Annotated in this window: 18 protein-coding genes; 6 read left to right on the plus strand and 12 right to left on the minus strand. The window is 62.2% G+C overall.

Annotated elements, in window-relative coordinates:
• Positions 1-768: 768 nt before the first annotated feature.
• Positions 769-1,950, minus strand: a complete 1,182-nt coding sequence (locus tag PCA20602_RS23030) for an MFS transporter (protein WP_150723177.1) — start codon at positions 1,948-1,950, stop codon at positions 769-771.
• Positions 1,951-2,087: 137 nt separating this feature from the next.
• Here PCA20602_RS23030 and PCA20602_RS23035 point away from each other — a divergent pair, with 137 nt between their 5' ends.
• Positions 2,088-2,969: a LysR family transcriptional regulator gene (locus tag PCA20602_RS23035; protein WP_150723178.1), complete on the plus strand. Its 882-nt coding sequence runs from the start codon at positions 2,088-2,090 to the stop codon at positions 2,967-2,969.
• A gap of 66 nt (positions 2,970-3,035) precedes the next feature.
• On the opposite strand, the gene PCA20602_RS23040 is transcribed toward PCA20602_RS23035, so the two are convergent.
• A complete protein-coding gene (locus PCA20602_RS23040) occupies positions 3,036-4,193 on the minus strand; it encodes a pyridoxal phosphate-dependent aminotransferase (protein ID WP_150723179.1) in 1,158 nt (385 codons plus the stop codon).
• A 32-nt stretch (positions 4,194-4,225) separates the two neighbouring features.
• Between PCA20602_RS23040 and PCA20602_RS23045 the strand changes: the two genes are divergently transcribed.
• Positions 4,226-4,882, plus strand: coding sequence for a GntR family transcriptional regulator (locus PCA20602_RS23045; protein ID WP_150723180.1), 657 nt, complete (start codon positions 4,226-4,228; stop codon positions 4,880-4,882).
• A 26-nt stretch (positions 4,883-4,908) separates the two neighbouring features.
• On the opposite strand, the gene PCA20602_RS23050 is transcribed toward PCA20602_RS23045, so the two are convergent.
• A complete protein-coding gene (locus PCA20602_RS23050; RefSeq protein ID WP_150723181.1) occupies positions 4,909-5,763 on the minus strand; it encodes a LysR family transcriptional regulator in 855 nt (284 codons plus the stop codon).
• A gap of 248 nt (positions 5,764-6,011) precedes the next feature.
• Here PCA20602_RS23050 and PCA20602_RS23055 point away from each other — a divergent pair, with 248 nt between their 5' ends.
• The 3 genes from PCA20602_RS23055 to PCA20602_RS23065 all read left to right on the plus strand — a co-directional run bounded on the left by PCA20602_RS23055 (position 6,012) and on the right by PCA20602_RS23065 (position 10,254).
• On the plus strand, positions 6,012-7,433 hold the full coding sequence (locus tag PCA20602_RS23055) for an MFS transporter (RefSeq protein ID WP_150723182.1): 1,422 nt from the start codon (positions 6,012-6,014) through the stop codon (positions 7,431-7,433).
• 326 nt (positions 7,434-7,759) lie between these two features.
• Positions 7,760-9,424 (plus strand): MFS transporter, encoded by a 1,665-nt coding sequence (locus PCA20602_RS23060; protein WP_150723245.1) that lies wholly within the window; start codon positions 7,760-7,762, stop codon positions 9,422-9,424.
• Between the two features lie 125 nt (positions 9,425-9,549).
• Positions 9,550-10,254, plus strand: a complete 705-nt coding sequence (locus tag PCA20602_RS23065) for a haloacid dehalogenase type II (protein WP_069344136.1) — start codon at positions 9,550-9,552, stop codon at positions 10,252-10,254.
• 10 nt (positions 10,255-10,264) lie between these two features.
• Here the strand turns inward: PCA20602_RS23065 and PCA20602_RS23070 are convergent, their stop codons facing one another.
• The 3 genes from PCA20602_RS23070 to PCA20602_RS23080 are packed head-to-tail and all read right to left on the minus strand — an operon-like array spanning position 10,265 to position 12,896.
• On the minus strand, positions 10,265-11,131 hold the full coding sequence (locus PCA20602_RS23070) for an HpcH/HpaI aldolase/citrate lyase family protein (RefSeq protein ID WP_150723183.1): 867 nt from the start codon (positions 11,129-11,131) through the stop codon (positions 10,265-10,267).
• Between the two features lie 52 nt (positions 11,132-11,183).
• Entirely contained in the window at positions 11,184-11,612 is a 429-nt protein-coding gene (locus tag PCA20602_RS23075) for a PaaI family thioesterase (protein ID WP_246182303.1), read from the minus strand.
• Positions 11,613-12,896: a CaiB/BaiF CoA transferase family protein gene (locus tag PCA20602_RS23080; RefSeq protein ID WP_150723184.1), complete on the minus strand. Its 1,284-nt coding sequence runs from the start codon at positions 12,894-12,896 to the stop codon at positions 11,613-11,615.
• Positions 12,897-13,023: 127 nt separating this feature from the next.
• Here PCA20602_RS23080 and PCA20602_RS23085 point away from each other — a divergent pair, with 127 nt between their 5' ends.
• Complete coding sequence (locus PCA20602_RS23085) at positions 13,024-13,926, plus strand: LysR family transcriptional regulator (protein WP_150723185.1); 903 nt, start codon at positions 13,024-13,026, stop codon at positions 13,924-13,926.
• A gap of 69 nt (positions 13,927-13,995) precedes the next feature.
• Here PCA20602_RS23085 and PCA20602_RS23090 read toward each other — a convergent pair whose 3' ends face one another.
• The 6 genes from PCA20602_RS23090 to PCA20602_RS23115 form a co-directional block, all read right to left on the minus strand.
• The gene (locus tag PCA20602_RS23090; protein WP_150723186.1) at positions 13,996-15,138 is read right to left on the minus strand and encodes a porin; all 1,143 of its coding nucleotides are present in this window, start codon (positions 15,136-15,138) and stop codon (positions 13,996-13,998) included.
• 112 nt (positions 15,139-15,250) lie between these two features.
• Positions 15,251-16,750, minus strand: a complete 1,500-nt coding sequence (locus tag PCA20602_RS23095) for an amidase (RefSeq protein ID WP_150723187.1) — start codon at positions 16,748-16,750, stop codon at positions 15,251-15,253.
• The gene (locus tag PCA20602_RS23100; RefSeq protein ID WP_150723188.1) at positions 16,743-17,438 is read right to left on the minus strand and encodes an RraA family protein; all 696 of its coding nucleotides are present in this window, start codon (positions 17,436-17,438) and stop codon (positions 16,743-16,745) included. Before PCA20602_RS23100 ends, PCA20602_RS23095 begins: the two co-directional genes overlap by 8 nt.
• A gap of 25 nt (positions 17,439-17,463) precedes the next feature.
• Complete coding sequence (locus tag PCA20602_RS23105) at positions 17,464-18,249, minus strand: SDR family oxidoreductase (protein WP_150723189.1); 786 nt, start codon at positions 18,247-18,249, stop codon at positions 17,464-17,466.
• Positions 18,250-18,292: 43 nt separating this feature from the next.
• The gene (locus tag PCA20602_RS23110; protein WP_150723190.1) at positions 18,293-19,108 is read right to left on the minus strand and encodes an aspartate dehydrogenase; all 816 of its coding nucleotides are present in this window, start codon (positions 19,106-19,108) and stop codon (positions 18,293-18,295) included.
• A 48-nt stretch (positions 19,109-19,156) separates the two neighbouring features.
• Positions 19,157-20,032 (minus strand): polysaccharide deacetylase family protein, encoded by an 876-nt coding sequence (locus PCA20602_RS23115; RefSeq protein ID WP_150723191.1) that lies wholly within the window; start codon positions 20,030-20,032, stop codon positions 19,157-19,159.
• Positions 20,033-20,064: the final 32 nt, after the last annotated feature.

Genomic DNA, 20,064 nt, shown 5'->3' on the forward strand with positions numbered 1-20,064 from the left:
GTCGAATGGTTACGCTGAAGGCGATGAATCGGCAGTCCGGTCTGCCGTATCGATGACGGTGTCGCCGCTCGGCGAGACGACCGGCATCTGTCCGGGCGGTGCTCTCCGCTCGTTATTTTGGGTAGCACTAACACGTTACGTTTCCCCAGGCCTCGGCCCTGACGCCCATTCGTACGCTCACGCTGAACTTGTGGTCCGCGAGAGTCGGGCGTTTTTTCTTTATGTCGTCGGGCCGCGGCCGGTTCCCCCCGTATCGCGCCCTAACCCCTATTGCAAACACAGCTTCAACTGCGTTTTTCTTGTTTCGGAATTGTTGTTCTGTTAGAAAAAACAGTCCGAAAACTTTCTTAACTTCGACAGCTTTTTGTGTGCGCTAACTTATCCGACTTTTATGATGGCCGGGTGAAAACCTATAATAAATGATAGGCCGTTTTTCCGACGCGTTAGTGTAATCCCCGATACCTGTAATCTGCGCTACCAGAGAATTGATGGCATCTGTTCTGCATCATATTTCAAACATGTGTTTGAATTGCGTAGCGGGGAAAGTTGCCAGTATTGATGGGGTATTGCACAGTAAAACAAACGCTTAATTCTTGGTAGCTTGAATATTTTTTGAGGGATTTTTGATTTAAAAGATATTGCGTTAATGGTGAATTGAACTCGGTTTTTTAAATTTAAAATGAATGAAGAGTAATTGGCAGTTTTTGTCAAAAAATCGACATCGTCGGGTACCTGAGGTAATCGGTTTGATGCGTCGCTGTATCGGTATTACCGACGCAATGCGCGATTCATGAAGTGGAGGGTGCCTACGAGCGAGGTGGCAAGCATGACGAGGCAGGCCCAGGCGAAGCCGCCGGCACCGACCCGCGCCAGCAACATGCCCCCGATGGCGCCGCCCGCTGCGACCGCCGTATTCCATCCCGTCGTGTACATGGACTGCGCGACATCCATCGACTCGCCGGCCAGTCGTGAGAGGGCGGTCTGGGTGATCGTGGCAAAGCCGCCGGCAGCAAGTCCCCAGATCGCCACGCTGAGATACACCGCCAGTGGATTGGCGCGCCACGTGCCCAGCAGCACGGCCAGAATGAACACGAGAACACTGGCTACCGCGAGGCGCCGAAGCTGACGGTCGACCTGTGCGCCGACGAACCACAGGCCGACGATGGACCCGAGTCCGAAGACGAGCAGGACACGCTCGACATCCGCGCTCAGCCCCGAGGCTTGCAGCAGTGGCTCGACATAGATATAGAGGATGTTGTGAGCGGCCACGAACGTGAACACCACGAAGAGGACGCCGCGGATACCCGGACGCAGCAATATGCCTATGAGGGACAGACGCTCGCCCCGGCGTTGCCCGGGGAAGTCGGGCACGATAGCGAGCACCCAGACGGCGAGCAGCAGCGCCAGTGCCGACATCAGACCGAAGGTGCCCTGCCATCCGAGGTAACGCCCGAGCATGGCGCCGAGCGGCACGCCCAGCACCAGCGCGACGATGGCGCCGGCGCCCGAGATCGCAATGGCGCGTCCGCTCAGGTGCGGGGGTGACATACGAATCGCGTAGCCCGCCAGAAGCGACCAGACGACACCGCCGAACACGCCTGCGAGCCAGCGCGCGGCCAGCGAGAGCAAGTAGTGGCCGGAGAGTGCCGTGACCAGATTGACCGCCGCGAATCCGAGGAGGGCGGTGAGCAGTAATGGCCGGCGGCGCATGCCTTGCGTCAACATCGTGACCGGGATTGCGGCGAGAAGCGCACCGACCGCATAGGCGGTGATGAATTGCCCGGCCAACGCTTCGGAGACACGCAAACCTGCGGCAATGGACGATAGCAGACCCGCGGGCGCGATCTCCGTCAGCAAGGTAATGAAGGCGGCCATCGCGAGCGCGAGCAGTCCCCCCAGGGGCAAGTGATCGGCGTTCGGGCGATGGGCGGATGTGCTCGGAAGATTCATCAGGCGGTTTCCTTCGTGTGATGTGTTGCGGCTCGCGATGGAGCGCGATGCGGCAATACTGCGGGTGCATGCGTTGAAGAGAAACAGGCTAAAGTGAACAATACTTATGACACTCGCGTCATCAATGACGCAGCGATATGGAAAGTCTTGGCGCTCTGGATATCTTCGTGCGGGTCGGCGAGTCCCGCAGTTTCACCGCAGTAGGTCAGCAACTCGGGATTTCGGCGTCGGCCGTCAGCAAGGCGATTGCCCGGCTTGAGGACAAGCTCGGCACCCGGTTATTTCATCGCTCCACGCGAACCGTCACGCTGACGCCCGAAGGCATCACCTTTCTGGCGCGATGCCGGCGTATTCTGGGAGAACTGGAACAGGCGCAAGAGGAACTGGCGCAGTCTCAACGTTTGCCGCGCGGCAAGCTGCGTGTCAGCTTGCCTTCGGTCGGCCTGCTGTTCATGCCGCAAGTCGCGCAATTCAATCGGCAGTATCCGGACATCGAACTGGAGATCGATGTGACGGATCGTCTGGTGGACGTGATCGAGGAGGGTTTCGATGCGGTCATCCGAACTGGCGTGCCGAAGGATTCCCGACTCACCGCGCGCACGCTGGGCACATACCGTCGCATCATGGTGGGTTCACCGGATTATCTTAAGGCACGTGGCGTGCCGACGTCTCCCGAGGACTTGTCGCATCACCGATGCCTGCTCTACCGTTACCCCAGCAGCGGAAAGGTCGATGTGTGGCCGCTGGGTGAACTCGGGGAAAGGTGCTTTCCGGATCTGCCGGATTCGATGATCGCCAACACGCTGGAACCGCTACTCGTCTTTGCGGTGTCCGGTCTCGGTATCGCATGTCTGCCCGATATCGCCATCCGGCATCAGGTGGAGACCGGTGCACTGGTCCCCGTCCTTGACGCGTTCAATAACGACAGCACGACCTTGCGTGTGCTGTGGCCTGCCAGCAAACATCCGTCGCCCAAGTTGCGGGTTTTTGTCGATTTTCTGACGGACAACCTGATATAGACGGGCGTGCTGACGATGTTCCCCGGAGATGCCGGCGCCCCGGGGTAGCGTGGTGCAAATCCCTGCTCAGATTTTCCACGCGCGGCGCACACGCTCGCGAATGTCTTGCAAGCGACGCACGGGTTCGTTGGCGAAGACGAAGCGCAGGTAGCGATCTGCCTGCGGCCCCCAACCGGTCATCGGTGTGGCTGCCACTTTGCCGAGATCGAGCAGTTGACGCGAGGCGTCGGCAGGTTCGATGCCCAGACTTCGGGTGTCGATCAGCATGGACCAGCCGCCGTGCGGACGAATCACGGGGAGATCGGAGAGCGCATCCATCAGGAAATCGCTGCGATGCTCCCACTCGGCAACGGCGGCATCTACACCGTCGTCCACAGCGGTGAGCGCGGCGGCGGCGCCGTCCATCGCAATCCCGACCTGACAGACCACGTTGGACAAGCTGACGAGGCGCACGTCGTTCATGATCGACTCGGGGCCGACGATCCAGCCCACGCGCCAGCCGATCATTCGGTACTCCTTCGAGACCGCACCGATCGTGATCGTGCGCTCTCGCATGCCCGCGAGCGATGCCGGGTGAATGACGCGGCGCCCGCCGAACAACAGGCGTTCCATGGCGGCATCGTAGACGAGCCAGATGCCGCGCTCGTTGCAATGGTCGGCGATGGCCTGCCACTCGTCCCGTGTCGGGACATAGCCGCTTGGCATCGACGGCGACATGATGAGTAGCGCTTTCGTGCGTGGCCCGATAGCGGCGGCGAGGCTATCGAGATCGAGGCGCCAGCCGTCCGGGTTCGGGATCAGGTGAGCGAACTTCGGCACGCCACCACTGAGATGGACACGGTTGATCAGCCCGGCGTACGTGGGATCGGTCAGCACGACTTCGTCGCCGGGTTCGATGATCGATAGCAAGACGTTCAGGATGCCCGCGAGGCCACCGGCCGAGACGATACACTCTGTGGCCGGGTCGTAAGCCGTGCCTGCCGAATGTCCCACGCGCTCTGCGGCCGCTTCGCGGAGCGGTCGCAGACCGGTGAAGGGGAGATAGCTATTGGCCGCATCGTCGTCGATCGCTTCGTGCGTGCGCGCCAGCGCAGCGGCGGGAGGTCGAAGATCCGTGTCCAGATTCTCGAGCCTTAGAATGTCCGGATCGCCCAAAGCGTCTGCCGCGTCACCGACTCGATCCACGCCAATGCCGGGTATTTTTTGTAACCGTGATACCGTCATGTCGACCTCCTGGAATGATTTAATATATTAAAATGAAGAAATCAGTAGAAGGCAAGCTGTCTTTAACATCGTTGGCGGATCAGTTGCGCGAACGCATTGCGGACGGACGGTGGGCGCCCGGGACCCAACTCCGTCAGGACGCGATCGCGAAGGAGTTCGGCACCAGCCATATCCCGGTTCGGGAGGCGTTCGTGCAATTGCAGGCGAGTGGGTTCGTGACGATCGTGCCGAATCGCGGTGCGTTCGTTTCGGCGATGACGACGTTCGAGGCCTCGGAACTCACAGAAATGCGGGTGGCGCTGGAATTACTGGCGCTCGACGCCGCCATCGATGCATTCGGCCCGGAGGACGAAGCTGCGGCGCGCGAGATTCTGCGGGAAGACGAGATGGCGCCGGACGTCGAGTCCTGGTCGATCGACAACTGGGCGTTTCACCGGGCGATCTATCAGGCCAGTGGCCGACGCCACTTGATGGAGACGCTCGAAGCGATCTGGCGCAAGACCGATCGCTATCTACGGTTGGTGTGGCAACTGGAGCGCTATCAGGACGTGTCGTTCTCGGAGCACGTCGAGATATTGGAGGCTGTGCTGGCGCGTGATCGGCGCACGGCCAAGCGTCTGACGAAAGCCCACATTCAGTCGGCGGGCGACGTCATGCAGATGGCGCTTCGGGCGTCCCGGGCCGGTTGACCTGGCTAGCACGCAACGAGCCCGCGTCATCGTGGCGATGCCCCGCCGCGCCACCATGCGGCCAGCGTATCGAGCGCACGACGGGATGTCTGATCGCTCAGGCCACTGTGCAGCACCACTTCCGAGTCGGGCAGCGTCGGCAACCCCAATGAGGACCCGACGTCGAGCGCTCCGACCGGCGCCACGCTGTAAGGCATGGGCGCGACAGCCAATCCGGCGGACACGGCGGCGCTGATGGCGCCCAGACCACCCCCGAGGAAGACTTCGGTCCACGCGATTTTTGCCGCGTCCAGCGTTTGCGTCGCCACATTGCGGATACCGCAGCTCGGCGCGAGGGCCGCCAGTCTTAGTGGCTGCGTCGGATCGTGCGACCAGTGCGCTGCGGCGAACCAGCCCATCCGCTCTTTCAACAGTCTTTCTCCGCCGCGCCGGTTGTCTTCACGGCGCACGATGACAGCATCCATGGCGCCCCGTTCGAAAGCATCCATCAAGTTGCGTGACGCTTCGATGTGGACTTCGACGACGAGATTCGGGGCATGGACGTTCAGGTTTGCCAGCAAGGCCGGTAGACCGGGCCCCGCCACCTGATCGCTGATGCCGAGTGTCAACCGCTGCGTTGCCACTGAAAGTCCTCTGACTGCCATCTCGTGCGCCGAAACGAAATGTCGTGCCGGATGGAGAAACGTCGCGCCGTGCGAGGTCAGTTGCACTTTGCGCGGTGTGCGTTCCAGCAACCGATAACCCAGACGGTCCTCCAGACGCTTGATCTTGACGCTGATCGCGGCTTGCGACGTCCCGAGCGCTCTCGCGGCTTTGGTGAAACTGCCGAGATCGGCCGTCAGCACAAACGCGCTAACCGATTCGATGTCCAGTGTGGTCATTCATATCATCCGTATTGGTTATCTTAGAAATACTAATTCATATCTGTACGTTATCACTGACAGTCCACATACTTTCACCACCTTCTTATGTGGACGAAAGACATGACATCGAAAGATCCGCTTGAAGCGACGCCAACCGAAGTCGCCGGGGTGGTCGTATCGGCGCAAATCCTGCCGCCGGGATTGACGGCCGGGACGCCCGGGCGCACGGGATCTGCTGCCTCGTCGTGCGCGGGCAGGAGGGGGCCATGAGCATTGACGCGCAAAACGTGAGGGGGCCGGATGCCGCCGAGGCGGCCGGCGATCCGAACCGTTGGATCGCATTGCCTGTTCTGCTGACCGGAGCGTTTCTTCCGATTCTCGATTTCAATGTCGTCAATCTCGCGTTACCCGAGATCAGCCGCGATCTGGGGGCGACGGCGAGCGACACGCAGTTCGTTATCTCGGCTTATGCCGCCACCTATGCCGTGTTTCTCATTACAGGGGGGCGGCTCGGCGACTGGCTGGGACGCAAGCGCATGTTCATGGCGGGCGTGGCCGGGTTCACGCTGGCTTCCGTGTTGTGCGGCGTCGCCGGTTCGCCGGGCGTTCTGATTGCCGGACGCATGCTTCAGGGACTGACGGCGACCGTCATGGCGCCGCAGGTGCTGGCTTCCATCCGGGTGCTGTTCCCGGCGGGCGAACAGGGCACCGCGCTGGGACTTTACGGTGCGGTGTTCGGTCTGGCGAATATCGCTGGTCAGATTCTGGGCGGGGTGCTGGTGACGATACATCCGCTGGGACTCGCCTGGCAGGCGATCTTTCTCATCAACGTGCCCATCGGCGCGGCGGCGTTTTTCGGAAGTCTCCGATTCCTCGGCGACTCGCGCGCGGATCATGCCCAACGTCTGGATATCGGCGGCGTCATGCGTCTGTCGGCGGCGCTCGGTTTGCTCGTTTATCCGTTGATCGAAGGACGCGGTGCGGGATGGCCGTTGTGGATCATCGCCATGCTGGTGGCGTCGCCGTTCGCGTTCCTGATCTTCGTGCGATACGAGCATCGATTGGCCCGGCGCGGTGGTGCGCCACTCGTGGATCTGGCCTTGTTTCGCGAGCCGGGGCTGGCCGTTGGCGTGGCGATGGCATTGCTCTACTACATGCTGTCGTCGTTCTACCTGACGTTCTCGGTCTACTTGCAGGGCGGTCTGAAACTGACACCGCTCGATGCCGGCATGCGCACGTTGCCATTCGCCATTGGCTACTTCGCAGCGTCTTTCGTTGCGGCGCGCTTCATGCGATGGCTCGGCTCGCGGGCACTGACGCTCGGCTTCGGCGTGCAGGTGCTCGGCTTCGGCAGTGTGATCTGGGCCGTGACGGCCGCCCGGCTGCCGCTGGTCGAGTCGGGACTGTTCGTCGCCGGACTGGGGTACGGCCTGGTCATGCCGTCGGTCATCAAGGCCGTGATCGGCGGCGTCGAACCGCGTCACGCAGGTCTGGCTTCGGGCGTGGTGATCTCGACATTCCAGATCGGCGCGGCGCTCGGCGTCGCGATCATCGGGGGCGTCTTTTACAGTGCGCTCGGGGCGGCGCGTGACCTCACCGCCTATACCAATGCCTTCGCGCTTGCCCTGAGCTGCAACGTCGTGCTTCTGATCGTCGGCGGCATCCTGTCGACCCGGCTGCCACGATAGCCGACATCACTGACATCGCTCGCCCCACGCGACCCGATCCGCGCCGGTCACCGGCGCGGTACGTCACTGTCAATCGCACGACCCACCTGCGCGTCATCGTCATCTCATGCCATGCCATGCGGCCTTCGTCATGCAGTCGATGGCCTGCGCATGCCGTGACTCAACGATCATTCGTAAAGCGAATACTTCGATACATATTATCGATTTTGAAAATAAAGTCGCGCGACATATCGTGATTGGACAGGCGTCCGCACGCGCGTCGATGCGTCGGAGCCGATGAAGCGCCGGCACCCTCGTCGGCGTAACGAGGAGATGGATGAGACATGATGCACAACGAGATAGCCTCGTCGTCGCCGGGCGCGATCGATGCCGACGAGAGAAAGATCATATTCGCCGCGTCTCTGGGCGCGGTGTTCGAGTGGTACGACTTCTTTTTATACGGCGCACTGGCCGCCATCATTGCCACGCAGTTCTTCAGTAGCCTGAATCACACGGCGGCCTTCGTATTTGCGCTGCTGACGTTCGCGGCGGGTTTCATCGTCCGGCCGATCGGCGCGCTGATCTTCGGGCGGCTGGGCGATCTGGTCGGGCGCAAACACACGTTCTTGCTCACGATCGTCATCATGGGGTGTTCCACGCTGCTGGTCGGCGTACTGCCCGGCTATCAGACGCTGGGCGTGGCGGCCCCCGTCATTCTGGTGCTGCTGCGCATGTTGCAAGGTCTGGCGCTCGGCGGCGAGTACGGCGCGGCGGCGACTTACGTGGCCGAGCACGCACCCAGCGACAGGCGCGGCGGCTGGACGGCGTGGATTCAGACGACGTCGACGCTCGGATTGCTGCTGTCGCTGGTCGTCATCATCGCCGTGCGGGCGTTGACGGGAAAGTCGTTCGACGTCTGGGGCTGGCGCATTCCGTTCCTGCTATCAGGCGTGCTGCTGGCCGTCTCCGTCTACGTGCGCGTGTCGATGCGCGAGTCGCCCGCGTTCCAGAAAATCAAGGCAGAAGGACGCACATCCCGCGCCCCGCTGACTGAAGCGTTCGGTGAGTGGCGCAATCTCAAACTGGTGCTGCAAGCGCTGTTCGGCCTTCTCGCGGGGCAAGCCGTCGTGTGGTTTACCGCGCTGTTCTACGCGATGTTCTTTCTCACGCAGACGCTCAAGCTCGATACCGGTACGACCAATCTGCTTGTGGGGCTGGCGCTGGTGATCAGTTCGCCGCTGTACATCGTCTTCGGCAGGCTATCGGATCGCATCGGCCGCAAGCCGGTCATTCTCTGTGGCCTGTTTCTGGCCGCCGCAACACTCTTTCCGATCTTCCACGGACTCACGCACTTCGCCAACCCCGCGCTTGCCCGTGCCCAGCAGACGTCGCCCGTGGTCATCGTGAGCGATCCGGCGGACTGCTCGTTCCAGTTCAACCCGACAGGCACCGCGACGTTCGATAACGCCTGTGACGTCGCCAGACGTGTGTTGTCCGCCAACTCGGCGAGCTACGCGACGATCTCCGCCCCGGCGGGCGCGAAGACCGTCATCAGAGTGGGGACGGTGGAAATTGCCGCACCGTCGTTGCATGGCCTGCCGCCCGCGCAGGCCAAAGCCACCGAGCAGGCGTTCCGGGCGGCGACCGGACAGGCGCTCTCGCTCGCGGGATACCCGACGAATGCGGACCCCGAGGCCGTCAACGAACCCATGATTCTGGTCCTGCTGATCGTGCTGATGGCTTACGGGGCCATGACGCTGGGCCCGATCGCCGCCATCCTCGTCGAAATGTTCCCGACACGCATTCGCTACTCGGCGATGTCGCTGCCTTATCACATCGGTAACGGCTATTTCGGTGGTCTTTTGCCGACCGTGTGCTTCGCGCTCGTCGCACAACGCGGCGACATCTATTTCGGTCTTTGGTACCCGGTCGTCGTGGCGGCGATCTCCGGCGTCATCGGTCTGGTCTTCATCAAGGAGCCGACCCGCGATCAGATGTACGGTGACGACTAATTATTCACCATATCAATGGTGTGATGATAACAATCCATTTCATAAATAAATTGCGATTGTTTAGATTGGTCGGGTAGCGACTTCACGGTGAATTCGCAACGCCCAACCCAACAGGAGGCCATGACATGGCAGACGTGGAACAGTTGAAGCAGGACATCAAGGTAGTGATGTTCGACCAGTACGGCACGGTGGTGGATATGCAAGGCGGTCTGACGCAAGTTGCGACGCCGTTTCTGCGGGACAAGGGGTGGACGGGTAACCCGAACTCGTTCGTGACGTGGTGGCGCCGTACCCATTTCGAGAACTCGATGATCGATGCATTGCTGCACAAGGCGCACACGCCGTATCGCGAGATTGGCCATCGTGCCGTGTCGTACACGCTCGAACGTGCGGGGATTTCCTTCACGCGCGAAGAGGTCGAGTACCTGGTGTCCAACATCGAGAAGCTCAAGCCGTTCCCGGACGTACCCGAGGCGCTGGCTCGTCTCCAGACGAAATACAAGATCGTCGTGCTTTCCAACGGGGATCGGGACATGCTGGAGACTGCGAAGCAGTATCACCAGATTCCGTTCGATAACGTGATCTCGGTTGCCGAAGCCAATTCGTTCAAGCCGCATGTGGCGACGTACACGAAGGCCGCCGAGATCATGGGCGTGCGTATGGACGAGGTGCTGTTCGTCGCCAACCACGCGTTCGACTGTCTGGGGGCGAAGGCGGCGGGCATGCGCAGCGCCTTCATCGACCGTCGCAAGCGTCCGTTCGGCGGCACGCCGCATCAGCCGGATATCTGGGTCGACGACATGAAGTCGCTCGCCGACGTGATGGTCTGAGACAGCAGGTTTATAGGTGGCTGGCCCGGCGCAGAATGGCTTTGGCGCGATCTACGACCGGGCGATCGACCATGTGGCCATCCATCATGACGGCATGCGAGCGCTGGGTGGCGTCGATGACGCGATGCGCCCACGCGATTTCGTCTGCGGAAGGGGAGAATACGGTGCGTGCAACCGGCAATTGCGTCGGATGCACGCACAGCTTGCCCAGAAAGCCCAGATTGCGTTCGAACCTGGCTGACCGCTCGAAGGCTTGCAGATCCGCGATGTTCTCGGTGGCGCCGGCAATCGGCGCGGGCAACCCGGCGGCGCTGGAGGCCAGCACCATTCGTGCACTCGGATAAAAGAGGCCGACGTCCTGATCCGGGGGCAACGACAGTGCCGTCTGGAAATCCATGTTGCCGAACGCCACGCGGCAGAGCTTGCCGGTGTCGATGATCGATTCGACGTTGAGGATGCCGCGCGCCGTTTCGATCATGCCGACCCGAGGCAGCGACGCCGGTAACGCATTCGCGGCGGCAATCAGGTCATCGGCGCTGTTGACCATGGTGAGGAATACGCCCGCAATACGCTTATGAAAGCGGACGAGCGCCGCGAGATCATGCGGAAACTCGTCGCCGGTCGAAGGGTTGAGCCGGATGGCAACGCGTCGACCGTCGATGTTGCGCACGAACGCTGCCGTGTTTTCACGCGCCTGCGCCTTGTTCGCCCCGATGACCGAGGCTTCCCAGTCGATGATGACGACGTCGGCGTCATACCCCAGCGCTTTCTCGAAACGTTCCGGCCGGTCGCCGGGCGCAAAAAGAAACGTCTGGGCAGTAGCGAGGTTCGCAGCATTCCCACGGGAAGCGGGGCGTGGCGTATTGGCAGATGTCATGGCAAGTGCATTCCTTCGACGTTGACGTCGGCATCACTACATCGTTTGCGCGTTAAAGCACCTTCCAGGTCGACGTCGCGCTGGCCAGCAGCTTGCCGTCGGCGTCGCGGACGTCGGACTGGAGGAAACAGATCTGCCGTCCCTTGCTGCTGAAACGGCTGGTGGCGGTGATCTGCCCTTCGCGAACCGCGCGCGTGTACTGGATGTTCATGGCCAGCGTGGCGCCCGCGCCGACCTCGCGCCTGAGCAGGTGTCCCATGGAGATATCGAGCAATGTCGCGCTCACACCGCCGTGCAGCGAGCCCTGCGGGTTGAACATGAAGTCCCGCACGGTCATGGTGACGGTGCAGGTCTGATCGGCGTAAGCGACATGCATCCCATACAGCTTGAGCAGGAAGAAGGTGTCGAAATCCTGGTGATAGCTGCGCAGCGCGGCCTCGAAGGCATCTCGTGCCTGTGCTTCGTCGATTGGCTTGTCCATTTAGTCCCGAGTTGCCGGGGTCGGAAGGTCGCGCACCGTGCCCTGCGCGTGCAACGCGTTGATCGCGTCGTCAGACAGCCCGAGCACCGCGCCGAGAATTTCACGGGTGTGCTGCCCGAGCATGGGCGGTGCGAGCACCGGATTCAGCGGCTGGTCGTCGAGGCGCACCGGCGACGTAATGTTCTTCACCTCGCCGGCGACGGGATGCGGCATCGAGACGATCATGCCGCGCTGCGTGAGCTGCGGCGCTTCGCAGACTTCGCCCACGGTGCGGATCAGGCCGCAAGGCACGCCTGCCGCACCGAGCTTGTCGACCCAATGGCTTCGTGTGTTGCCACGGAGAATGTCGGTCACCAACGGCTTGAGCGCCTGACGATGTTTCACGCGCAGCGGCGCCGTGACGAAACGCTCGTCGTCGAACAGCGCCTTCGCACCGGTGACGTCGCAGAACAGCCGCCAGAACTTGTCGTTGGCCACGCCCAGATTGAGCCAGCCGTCCGATGCCTGAAAGGTCTCGTAGGGACTGATGGTCGGATGCTCGTTCCCCCGGCGGCTGGGAGACAGCCCCGTCGCGAAGTAAATGCCGGCGTTGAACGTCAGCAGCGAGGCGAGGGCGTCGAGCATGGAGATTTCCACGCAGCGTGCCACGCCGGTCTGCGCCCGTTCGTAAAGTGCCGAGAGAATGCCCTGAACCGCAAACAGGCCCGCGATCATGTCGGCAATGGACGTACCGACCTTGGTCGGCTGGCCACCCGGCTCGCCGGTAATGTCCATCACCCCGGCCTCGCCCTGAACGATCAGATCGTAGCCGGGGCGCTGCGCGTCCGGCCCTTGGGAACCAAAGCCGGAGATGGCGCAGTAGATAAGTTGCGGGTTGCGCTCGCGCAGCGTCGCGAGATCGAGACCGAGGCGTTGCATCGTGCCCGGACGGAAGTTCTCGATGACGACATCGGCGCTCTCCACGAGATCGAGCAGCAGCTTGCGGCCGGCCTCGTGCTTGAGATCGATGGCGCAACTGCGCTTGTTGCGATTGACCGACAGGAAATACGCGCTCTCGCCTTCGACGAATGGCGGCCCGAAAGCGCGGCTGTCGTCGCCGTGCGCGGGTTCTTCGATCTTGACGACATCTGCCCCCAGATCACCCAGATGCATGGTCGCGAATGGACCGGACACCACACGCGTCAGGTCGATGATGCGAATGCCCTCAAGTGGCCGCGCCGCCGCATGCGTCGCGCGGCCGTGATCGTCATGCGGGGCGTTGTCGGTGGACGGACGCAGGCCCATTTTCAGTCTCCTTTTGCACGAATCTCAGGGCAGTCTATCGAGGCCTAATTTATTTATGAAATGGATTTTTAGTATCCAAACATTCATATAGGATATGAAGCAAAGCCCCTGATCGAGAGGATCTGAAATGAATTTGCGCGCTGTCGATTTGAACCTGCTCGTGATCTTCGACGCCCTCATGCGCGAGCGCCACGTGACCCGCGCGGCGTTGCGCATTCCGATGAGCCAACCGGCCATGAGCAATGCACTGGCACGGCTTCGTCATGTCTTCCGCGACGATCTGTTCATTCGCTCCGGCGGCACGATGGAGCCCACGCCGCGCGCCATCGAACTGGGGGAGTCGGTGCGGCAGATTCTCCGGCAGACGGAGCGGTTGATGTCGAGCGACGTGAACTTCGACCCGGCCACGACGCAGCGCGAATTCACGGCGCGCATGTCGGATCTCGTGGGATGTCTGGTGCTGCCGCAGATTCTCGCGGCCATCGCCGAATCGGCGCCCGGCGTCACGCTCGATATCCTGCACATGTCGCCGGAGCGCACGATCAAGGGGCTGGAGAGCGACGAGCTGGACTTCGGTCTGAGCATGCAGCTTCAGCACGCCTCCAACATTCGCCGGCAACCGTTGTTCATGGATCAGATGGTGTGCGTGATGCGCGCGGATCATCCGCTGGCCGCAGGCAGGCTGACGATGAAGCGCTTTCTCGAAGCCGAGCATCTGCGTGTTGCGATGAGCCCGACGGATATCCGCTTTGTCGACAATGTGCTCGCCGATCAGGGATTCGCAAGAAAAGTCGTCGCGAAAGTCCCGCACTGGCTGCTGATTCCGCCGATTCTGCAAGAAAGCCATCTGATCGCGGTCATCTCCGGCAAGCTCGCGGCGCGCTTCTCGTCCGAGACGATTGCGGTCCGGCCGCTGCCGTTTCCATCGGAACCTTTCTCGTGGGATATCTACTGGCATCGCCGCAACGACAACAGCGCTTCGCATAAGTGGATGCGTGATCTGGTCGTCGGCGCGTGCTCGGCGATCTAGTCGCCTACCCGCGAGTGATGCGGTCGATACCCGCCCTCACGGGCATCGACCGGGAATTGCGCCAGCGCCTCAGAACTTATGCACCATGCCTACCCGTAGCACGGCTTGATTGCGTGAGGACGAGGCACTGGCGATGGCGCCTTCGAAGATGTCTGCGTGAGCAGCATCGGCATTCGCTCGCTGGAACGACGACATCGCGTACAGCTCGGTGCGCTTGGACAGCTTCTTGTCGATCACGACGCCGACGAGCTGATAGCCCGGCGATGTCCCCAGGTAGCCGACGCTGCCGGCCGTGTAGGTGTACTCGGCGCCTACCGTCCAGGAGGGCGCGAACTGATAGTTCGCCCAGACTTCGTAGTTTGTGAACGTCGCCGTCGCCGTTGTACCGTTCGCCTGACCGAACAGCGTGCGGGTGTAGTTGGCGCCAAGCGTGACGGCGTCGATATTCCACGTGGCGCCCAGCCCCCACTCCTGCAACGATGCCGGATTGCCGACATAGCTGAACGGTCCTGCTGCACCGATGGCAGCCCCGCTCGTGTTGGCCTGGAAGTTGCCGTCGGGGAACAGCGTTGCGGGATGTTTCGCTTGCAAATAGCCGGCCGCAATCAGCAGTGAGCCGATGCGATAGCGCGTGCCGGCGCTCCAGGTGCCTACTGTCGCCGTGCCGGGTGAATTCGAATTCGATAGCCCGAGCATGGCGCCGAATGAGAGGCCGCCGTAGTCGACGCTGGTGAATTTGATCGCATTATTCACACGGTACGAATCGCTTGTGTTGTCGATGTCGCTGGCATGCGCGAACATCGGCCCCCAGTTGCCATTGAAAGTGGTCGACTGCACGAAGTCTACGATCTCGTCGTACTGGCGGCCGATAGCGAGCGAGCCGAGCGAGCGGTCGCGCAGTTCGATATAAGCCTGCCGCCCGAACTGCCGTCCGCCCTGAAAAAGCTGACCGTTTGCCGAATTGAAACCATTCTCCAGCTTGAAGGCTATCGAGCGCCCGCCGCCGAGATCCTCACTGCCCGTGATCCCCCAACGACTGCCGTAGATGCCCGACAACGTGCCGTCGACCATCGACCACTGCGATTTGCCGCCACTATTGCTCACGTAGTTGATCCCGGTGTCGATAACGCCGTAAAGCGTCACATTCGACTGCCCATATGAAAGACCCGTCGACAACGTCAACAGTCCCAATGCCCACTTCGCACGCTTCATTTCACTTCCCCTTTACTCTTACGTGTGACATCAAAGATATATTTGGACTACTAATCGGCTTCGGCGTTATTAGAATTATTGGGTGTTTGCAACATGTGTCGGGACCGCCGCGCTACCTGGCGTTCAGTCCCGGTTCACTCAGGTGCCAGGACGTGACACGCTGATAGGCGCTGGCATATCGCAATAAAGCAAACTCGGATCCGGGGCGACCGATCAGTTGCAGTCCCACCGGCATGCCGGTGTCGTCGAAACCGATGGGCAGAGACAACGCCGGTACGCCGAGATAGTTGAAGGCGCGGTTCGAGCGAAGCAGGGCTGTCGTGAGCGCCACGGCAGCCTGCGGTTGATCCGACAGCGCGTCGATCGGCTGTGCCCGCACGGTCACCGACGGACAGATCAGCAGATCGTGTGACGTAAAGACGTGCGCGACGAATCTTTGCAGGCAGGGTATGCGTGCTTCGATCGCTCGCGCATAGGTGCCCGGGTCGACTCGCCCCGCTGAGTTCAGCCGCAGGCGGGTGGCTGGCGAGAGACGTTCCGGTGAGTGTTGCAAACGCTCGCGGTGCAGCGCGTGGGCTTCTAACGAGGTGGTTGCGGCGGCGTACGCATCGCAATGTTCGATCTCGTCGAGCGCGAGCGGATGCAACGTAGCCCCCAATGTCTCGAATACGTTCAACGCGGCGACCATACATTCAGACAGACCTGCGTCATGCATGTCGAAAAACGGATGGCGCGCGAGCGCGATGCGGCGCCCCTGCAACGGCAGGACTTCGCTGTCGGGCGAGTGCCTCTTGTTGTCATCCCGGGCAGCAGCGCCATTATCGGGACTGTCCGGGTCTACGAGCGCAGCAAGCGCCGCGACGAACGCCTGCGTAGCCGCGCTAGCCGAAGCGATATCGTTTCCCGTCGCGCCGACCGGACGACGAATGACGGAGAATACGCGTGCACAATCGTCGGCAAGGCGCGCCATCACGCCGATGGTGTCTTGCGAGCGGGATAGCGGCACGGAGCCGCTGGCGTCGATGCTCGCAAACGTCGGTTTAAGACCCACGACGCCGCACAGGGCCGCTGGAATTCGCACCGACCCGCCCGTGTCCGCGCCGAGCGCGAACATAACGCCGCGCCCCGCGACGGCCGCCGCTGCGCCGCTCGACGACCCGCCGGCGATCATTGCGGTGTTCCACGGATTTCGTACCGGCCCGTTTGCCGCGTGAAGACCGGTGGCGCCGTAGCTCAGTTCGTCGAGGGCCAGCTTGCCCAGCCCCACTGCGCCGGCTTGCCACAGCGCCGCGAGCGCCGGAGCCGGCGACAAATCGGTACAGAAGTCGTCGAATTGCGATCCGGCACGCGGCGGGGCCGTGCCGTCGGTGAATACGTCCTTATGCCCGAACGGCACCCCCGCGAGCGGTTTCGTGACGTCACCGGCAGGCGCGCCCGCAGGTGGGCTGCCGCCTTGTGCGACCCAGCAATGTGTGGCGTCGCCAACGCGCCGGGCGCTGACGGCAAACGCATTGGCGACATCGGCCGGCGTCAGTCGACCGGCCCGCAAGGCATGACGCAGCCCGTCGATCGACTGACTCAGGGCTTCGACTTCGACGGCTATGTCAGACATGGCCGTATTTCGCGAGCGCGTCCGCAAGGCTCAGGCCCTGCTGCAATTCCGCGCGGATGTGGCTTTCCTTGTCCGTGAGCCGCTCGGCTTCGACCAGCACTTCGTCGACTAACGCGGAAGGGATCACGATGACGCCGTCTTCGTCGCCGAGAATGAAGTCGCCCGGTCGGACTTCGACCCATCGCGAAGTGGCGCCACGCAGGCTGACGGGGGTTTGCCAGCCATCCACCTTCCATCGCCCGATGGACTGCACCGGCGTGCGATATCGCGCGTACAACGGGTACTCCTGAGCGCCGATCCAGCGCACGTCGCGAATGCCGCCGTCGATCAGCGCGCCGACGCTGCCGCGCTCTTTCATGCCAATGGCGATGAGTTCGCCGAAGTAGCAAATGCCTTCGCCGTCGCCGCTCCACACGGTGACCTCGCCGGGCGACACGCCGGCACAGGCCTGCATCTTATCGGCGTCTCCGCCCTGCGGGTACGGCATCATGTGCCCATGGATCGTGTACGCCCAGCCGGCGAGCTTGCCGGTGTCGGCCGGGTACGGCGCGAAATCGGCTGCCAGGCCCTGATCGAGGTGACCCATGGCATCGAGCACGTCGGCGACGTTCGAGGTATCGACGATCAGAAAACGTTGGCGAATCGCTTCTTTTTCTTCAGGACTACGAATTTTTTGATTGGCGTTCATTGCTTGCTCCTTGAGTTTCCGTATGTCAGATGCTGGGGATCATTCCGCCGTCGACGCGAATGACCGATCCATTGATGAACGAAGCGCGCTCGCTGGCGAGGAACGCGACCGTGTCGGCGTATTCTTCCGGCGTGCCATAGCGGCCGACCGGAATGCTGGCGATGCTTTGCCGGACGACCTCATCGACTGGGCGCGCTTCCCGGGTCGCGCGTGCTTCATCGAGTGCGCGAATCCGATCGGTGCCGATACGTCCGGGCAGCACCACGTTGACGCATACGCCATGCGCCGCGACTTCGTTGGCCAGCGTTTTCGACCAGCCGAGCAGCGCAGCGCGCAGGGTGTTCGACACGCCAAGGTTGGCAATCGGTGCGATCACGCCAGACGACGTGCTGGTCACGATTCGCCCCCAGCCCTTCGCACGCATGTCGGGCAGCACGAGGTCGGTGAGGTGCATGAGCGAGAGCACCATCGCCTCGAACTGCGAGCGCCAGGTTTGCGCCGCCACGCCGGCCGCGCCGGAGGGGGCCGGGCCGCCCGAGTTGTTGATGAGAATGTCGGGGGCGCCCAGCTCCCGCTTCACCGATTCAATCATGCTGTCCAGACTATCGATCTGTCCCAGATCGGCGACATAGCCGCTCGCCGTCCCGCCTGCTGCGCGGATCTTCTCCACGGTTTGCCCCAGCGCTTCTTCGCTGCGATCCGACACCGCGACCTTTGCGCCCTCACGCGCGAGGGCAAGTGCAATGGCACCGCCCAGTCCACCACCGGCCGACATGACCAGCGCGGTCTTGCCTGTTATGCCCAAATCCATGCCTGCTCCTTGTTCGTAATATCGATAACCGGCCGACCCGCGCTCAGGTGCCCACGCGCAGCGGGCTGCGGACCTTGCGCAGTGCGGCGAGCACGCTTTGTGCCGTGATGCGGCCGGTCTTGGGGTTCTCGGTCGGAATGTTCTGAATGCTCATCGAGAACGACGCCGCGTCTGAGTCGACCTCGATGGTGTGCGTGTTGCGGGTGAGCGCGGGGTCGGCCCAGATCTCGAGATGCGTGTCGTCGGGGCCGACGCCAGCCAATGCCAGCGCCACGACGACGTTCAGATTGGCTGGAAATCCCTTGGCGGCTTCACGTGCATTGCCCGAGAAGATGCGGATGGGCTCGGTAACGTCTTCGATCCGGATGTTGTTGTCGACCAGAAATGGCGCGCCGACCAGACCGCGCACGGGCTTTCGGGTGATCATGCGCACCGAACGGATCTTGCCTTCTGCCGCGGCGGTGACCGCGTCGAGGCCGAGCAGCGCGCCCGTCGGCACGATGATCTGGCCGCCGTGCTCACGCGCGAGGGCGACCAGATCCATGCGATCGAGCAAGGCGCCGCAGCTCAGTACGATGAGCGTCTTACCGGCGCGCAGCACCGGCTCGGCGATGTCTCCGACCAGATGCGCGGGGGCGCATTCGATCACGATATCGGCATGCTCGGCCAGTTCGCCGAGCGAGACCAGCGGCACCGGATGCTTCAGCGCGTCGATGGTCTCGGCTGCTTTGGCTGAATCGCGAACCGCGATGGCCGCCAGCTTCAGGCCGTATATCCCTTCGTCGAGGCGTGCAGCCAAGGTTTTGCCGACAGCGCCGAGTCCGGCGATGCCCACGCGTAGCTCGTTAAGGTTAGGCATATGTGCTCCTCTCATGTTGGTATGGATGTCACGCAGGTCGCGACGACCTCAAGGCATGTCGAGACTGATGAAATGGTCGGCAATGGCGCCGGTCGTCGTCAGCCAGATACGGTCACGATGCCGGACGATGTGTTCGAGGGCCCGCCGGAAGTGCCGAAGCCGGAACGGCTGCCCGATCAGGAACGCATGGATCGAGATGCCGAAGACGAGGGACTGTTGCTCGCTCTGCGAAAGCATCTCGTCGAAGTTGTCGATAATCATGTCGGCAAAGTCGGCGGCGCTGCCGTGATGCAGGGCAATCGCGGGAATATCGTTGACCTCGTGCGGGTAGGGCACGCTGAGGATGCGGCCTTCGCGCGTGTTGACCCAGACGGGCTGATCGTCGATTGGCCAGTCGAGCAGATAGCGATACCCGGCTTCTTGCAGAAGGTCAGGGGTCACGTTGCTGGGATTGACGCCGGGGCTCAGCCAGCCGGCCGGTGCACGGCCCTCGTGTTGCGCGATGGCTTCGGTGACGTCGCGAATGAGCTGACGCTCTCCAGCCTCGTCGAAGTCGTTCTGATGCTCGGAGTTCGTGCGGCCGTGTCCGAGTATTTCGTCGCCGCGTGCGCGCAACGCTGCAACGACCTCCGGGCAATGGTCGTAGCACTCGGCGTTGAGCAGCACGGACAGGGGAATGCCCAGCGCGTCACACATTTCGATGATGCGCCACACGCCGACCCGGTTGCCGTATTCGCGCCAGCCCCAGTTGTAGGTGTTCGGGTGCGGCAGGCCGGGCGAGTATGAGATGCCCAGTCCCGTGTTGTACGAAAAGTGCTCAAGGTTCAGACACAGGTGGACGGCCAGTCGGCGGCTCTGCGGCCAGTTGAAATCCGGGCGCGAGACGATGCCGGAGTAGCGAAAGCGGTCATGCGAAGGAAGCATCGGTAACCTCTGCAATTCGGTGAGATGAGAAT

Origin of the sequence: Pandoraea capi (genome assembly GCF_902459735.1) — a bacterium.
GTDB lineage: Bacteria > Pseudomonadota > Gammaproteobacteria > Burkholderiales > Burkholderiaceae > Pandoraea > Pandoraea capi.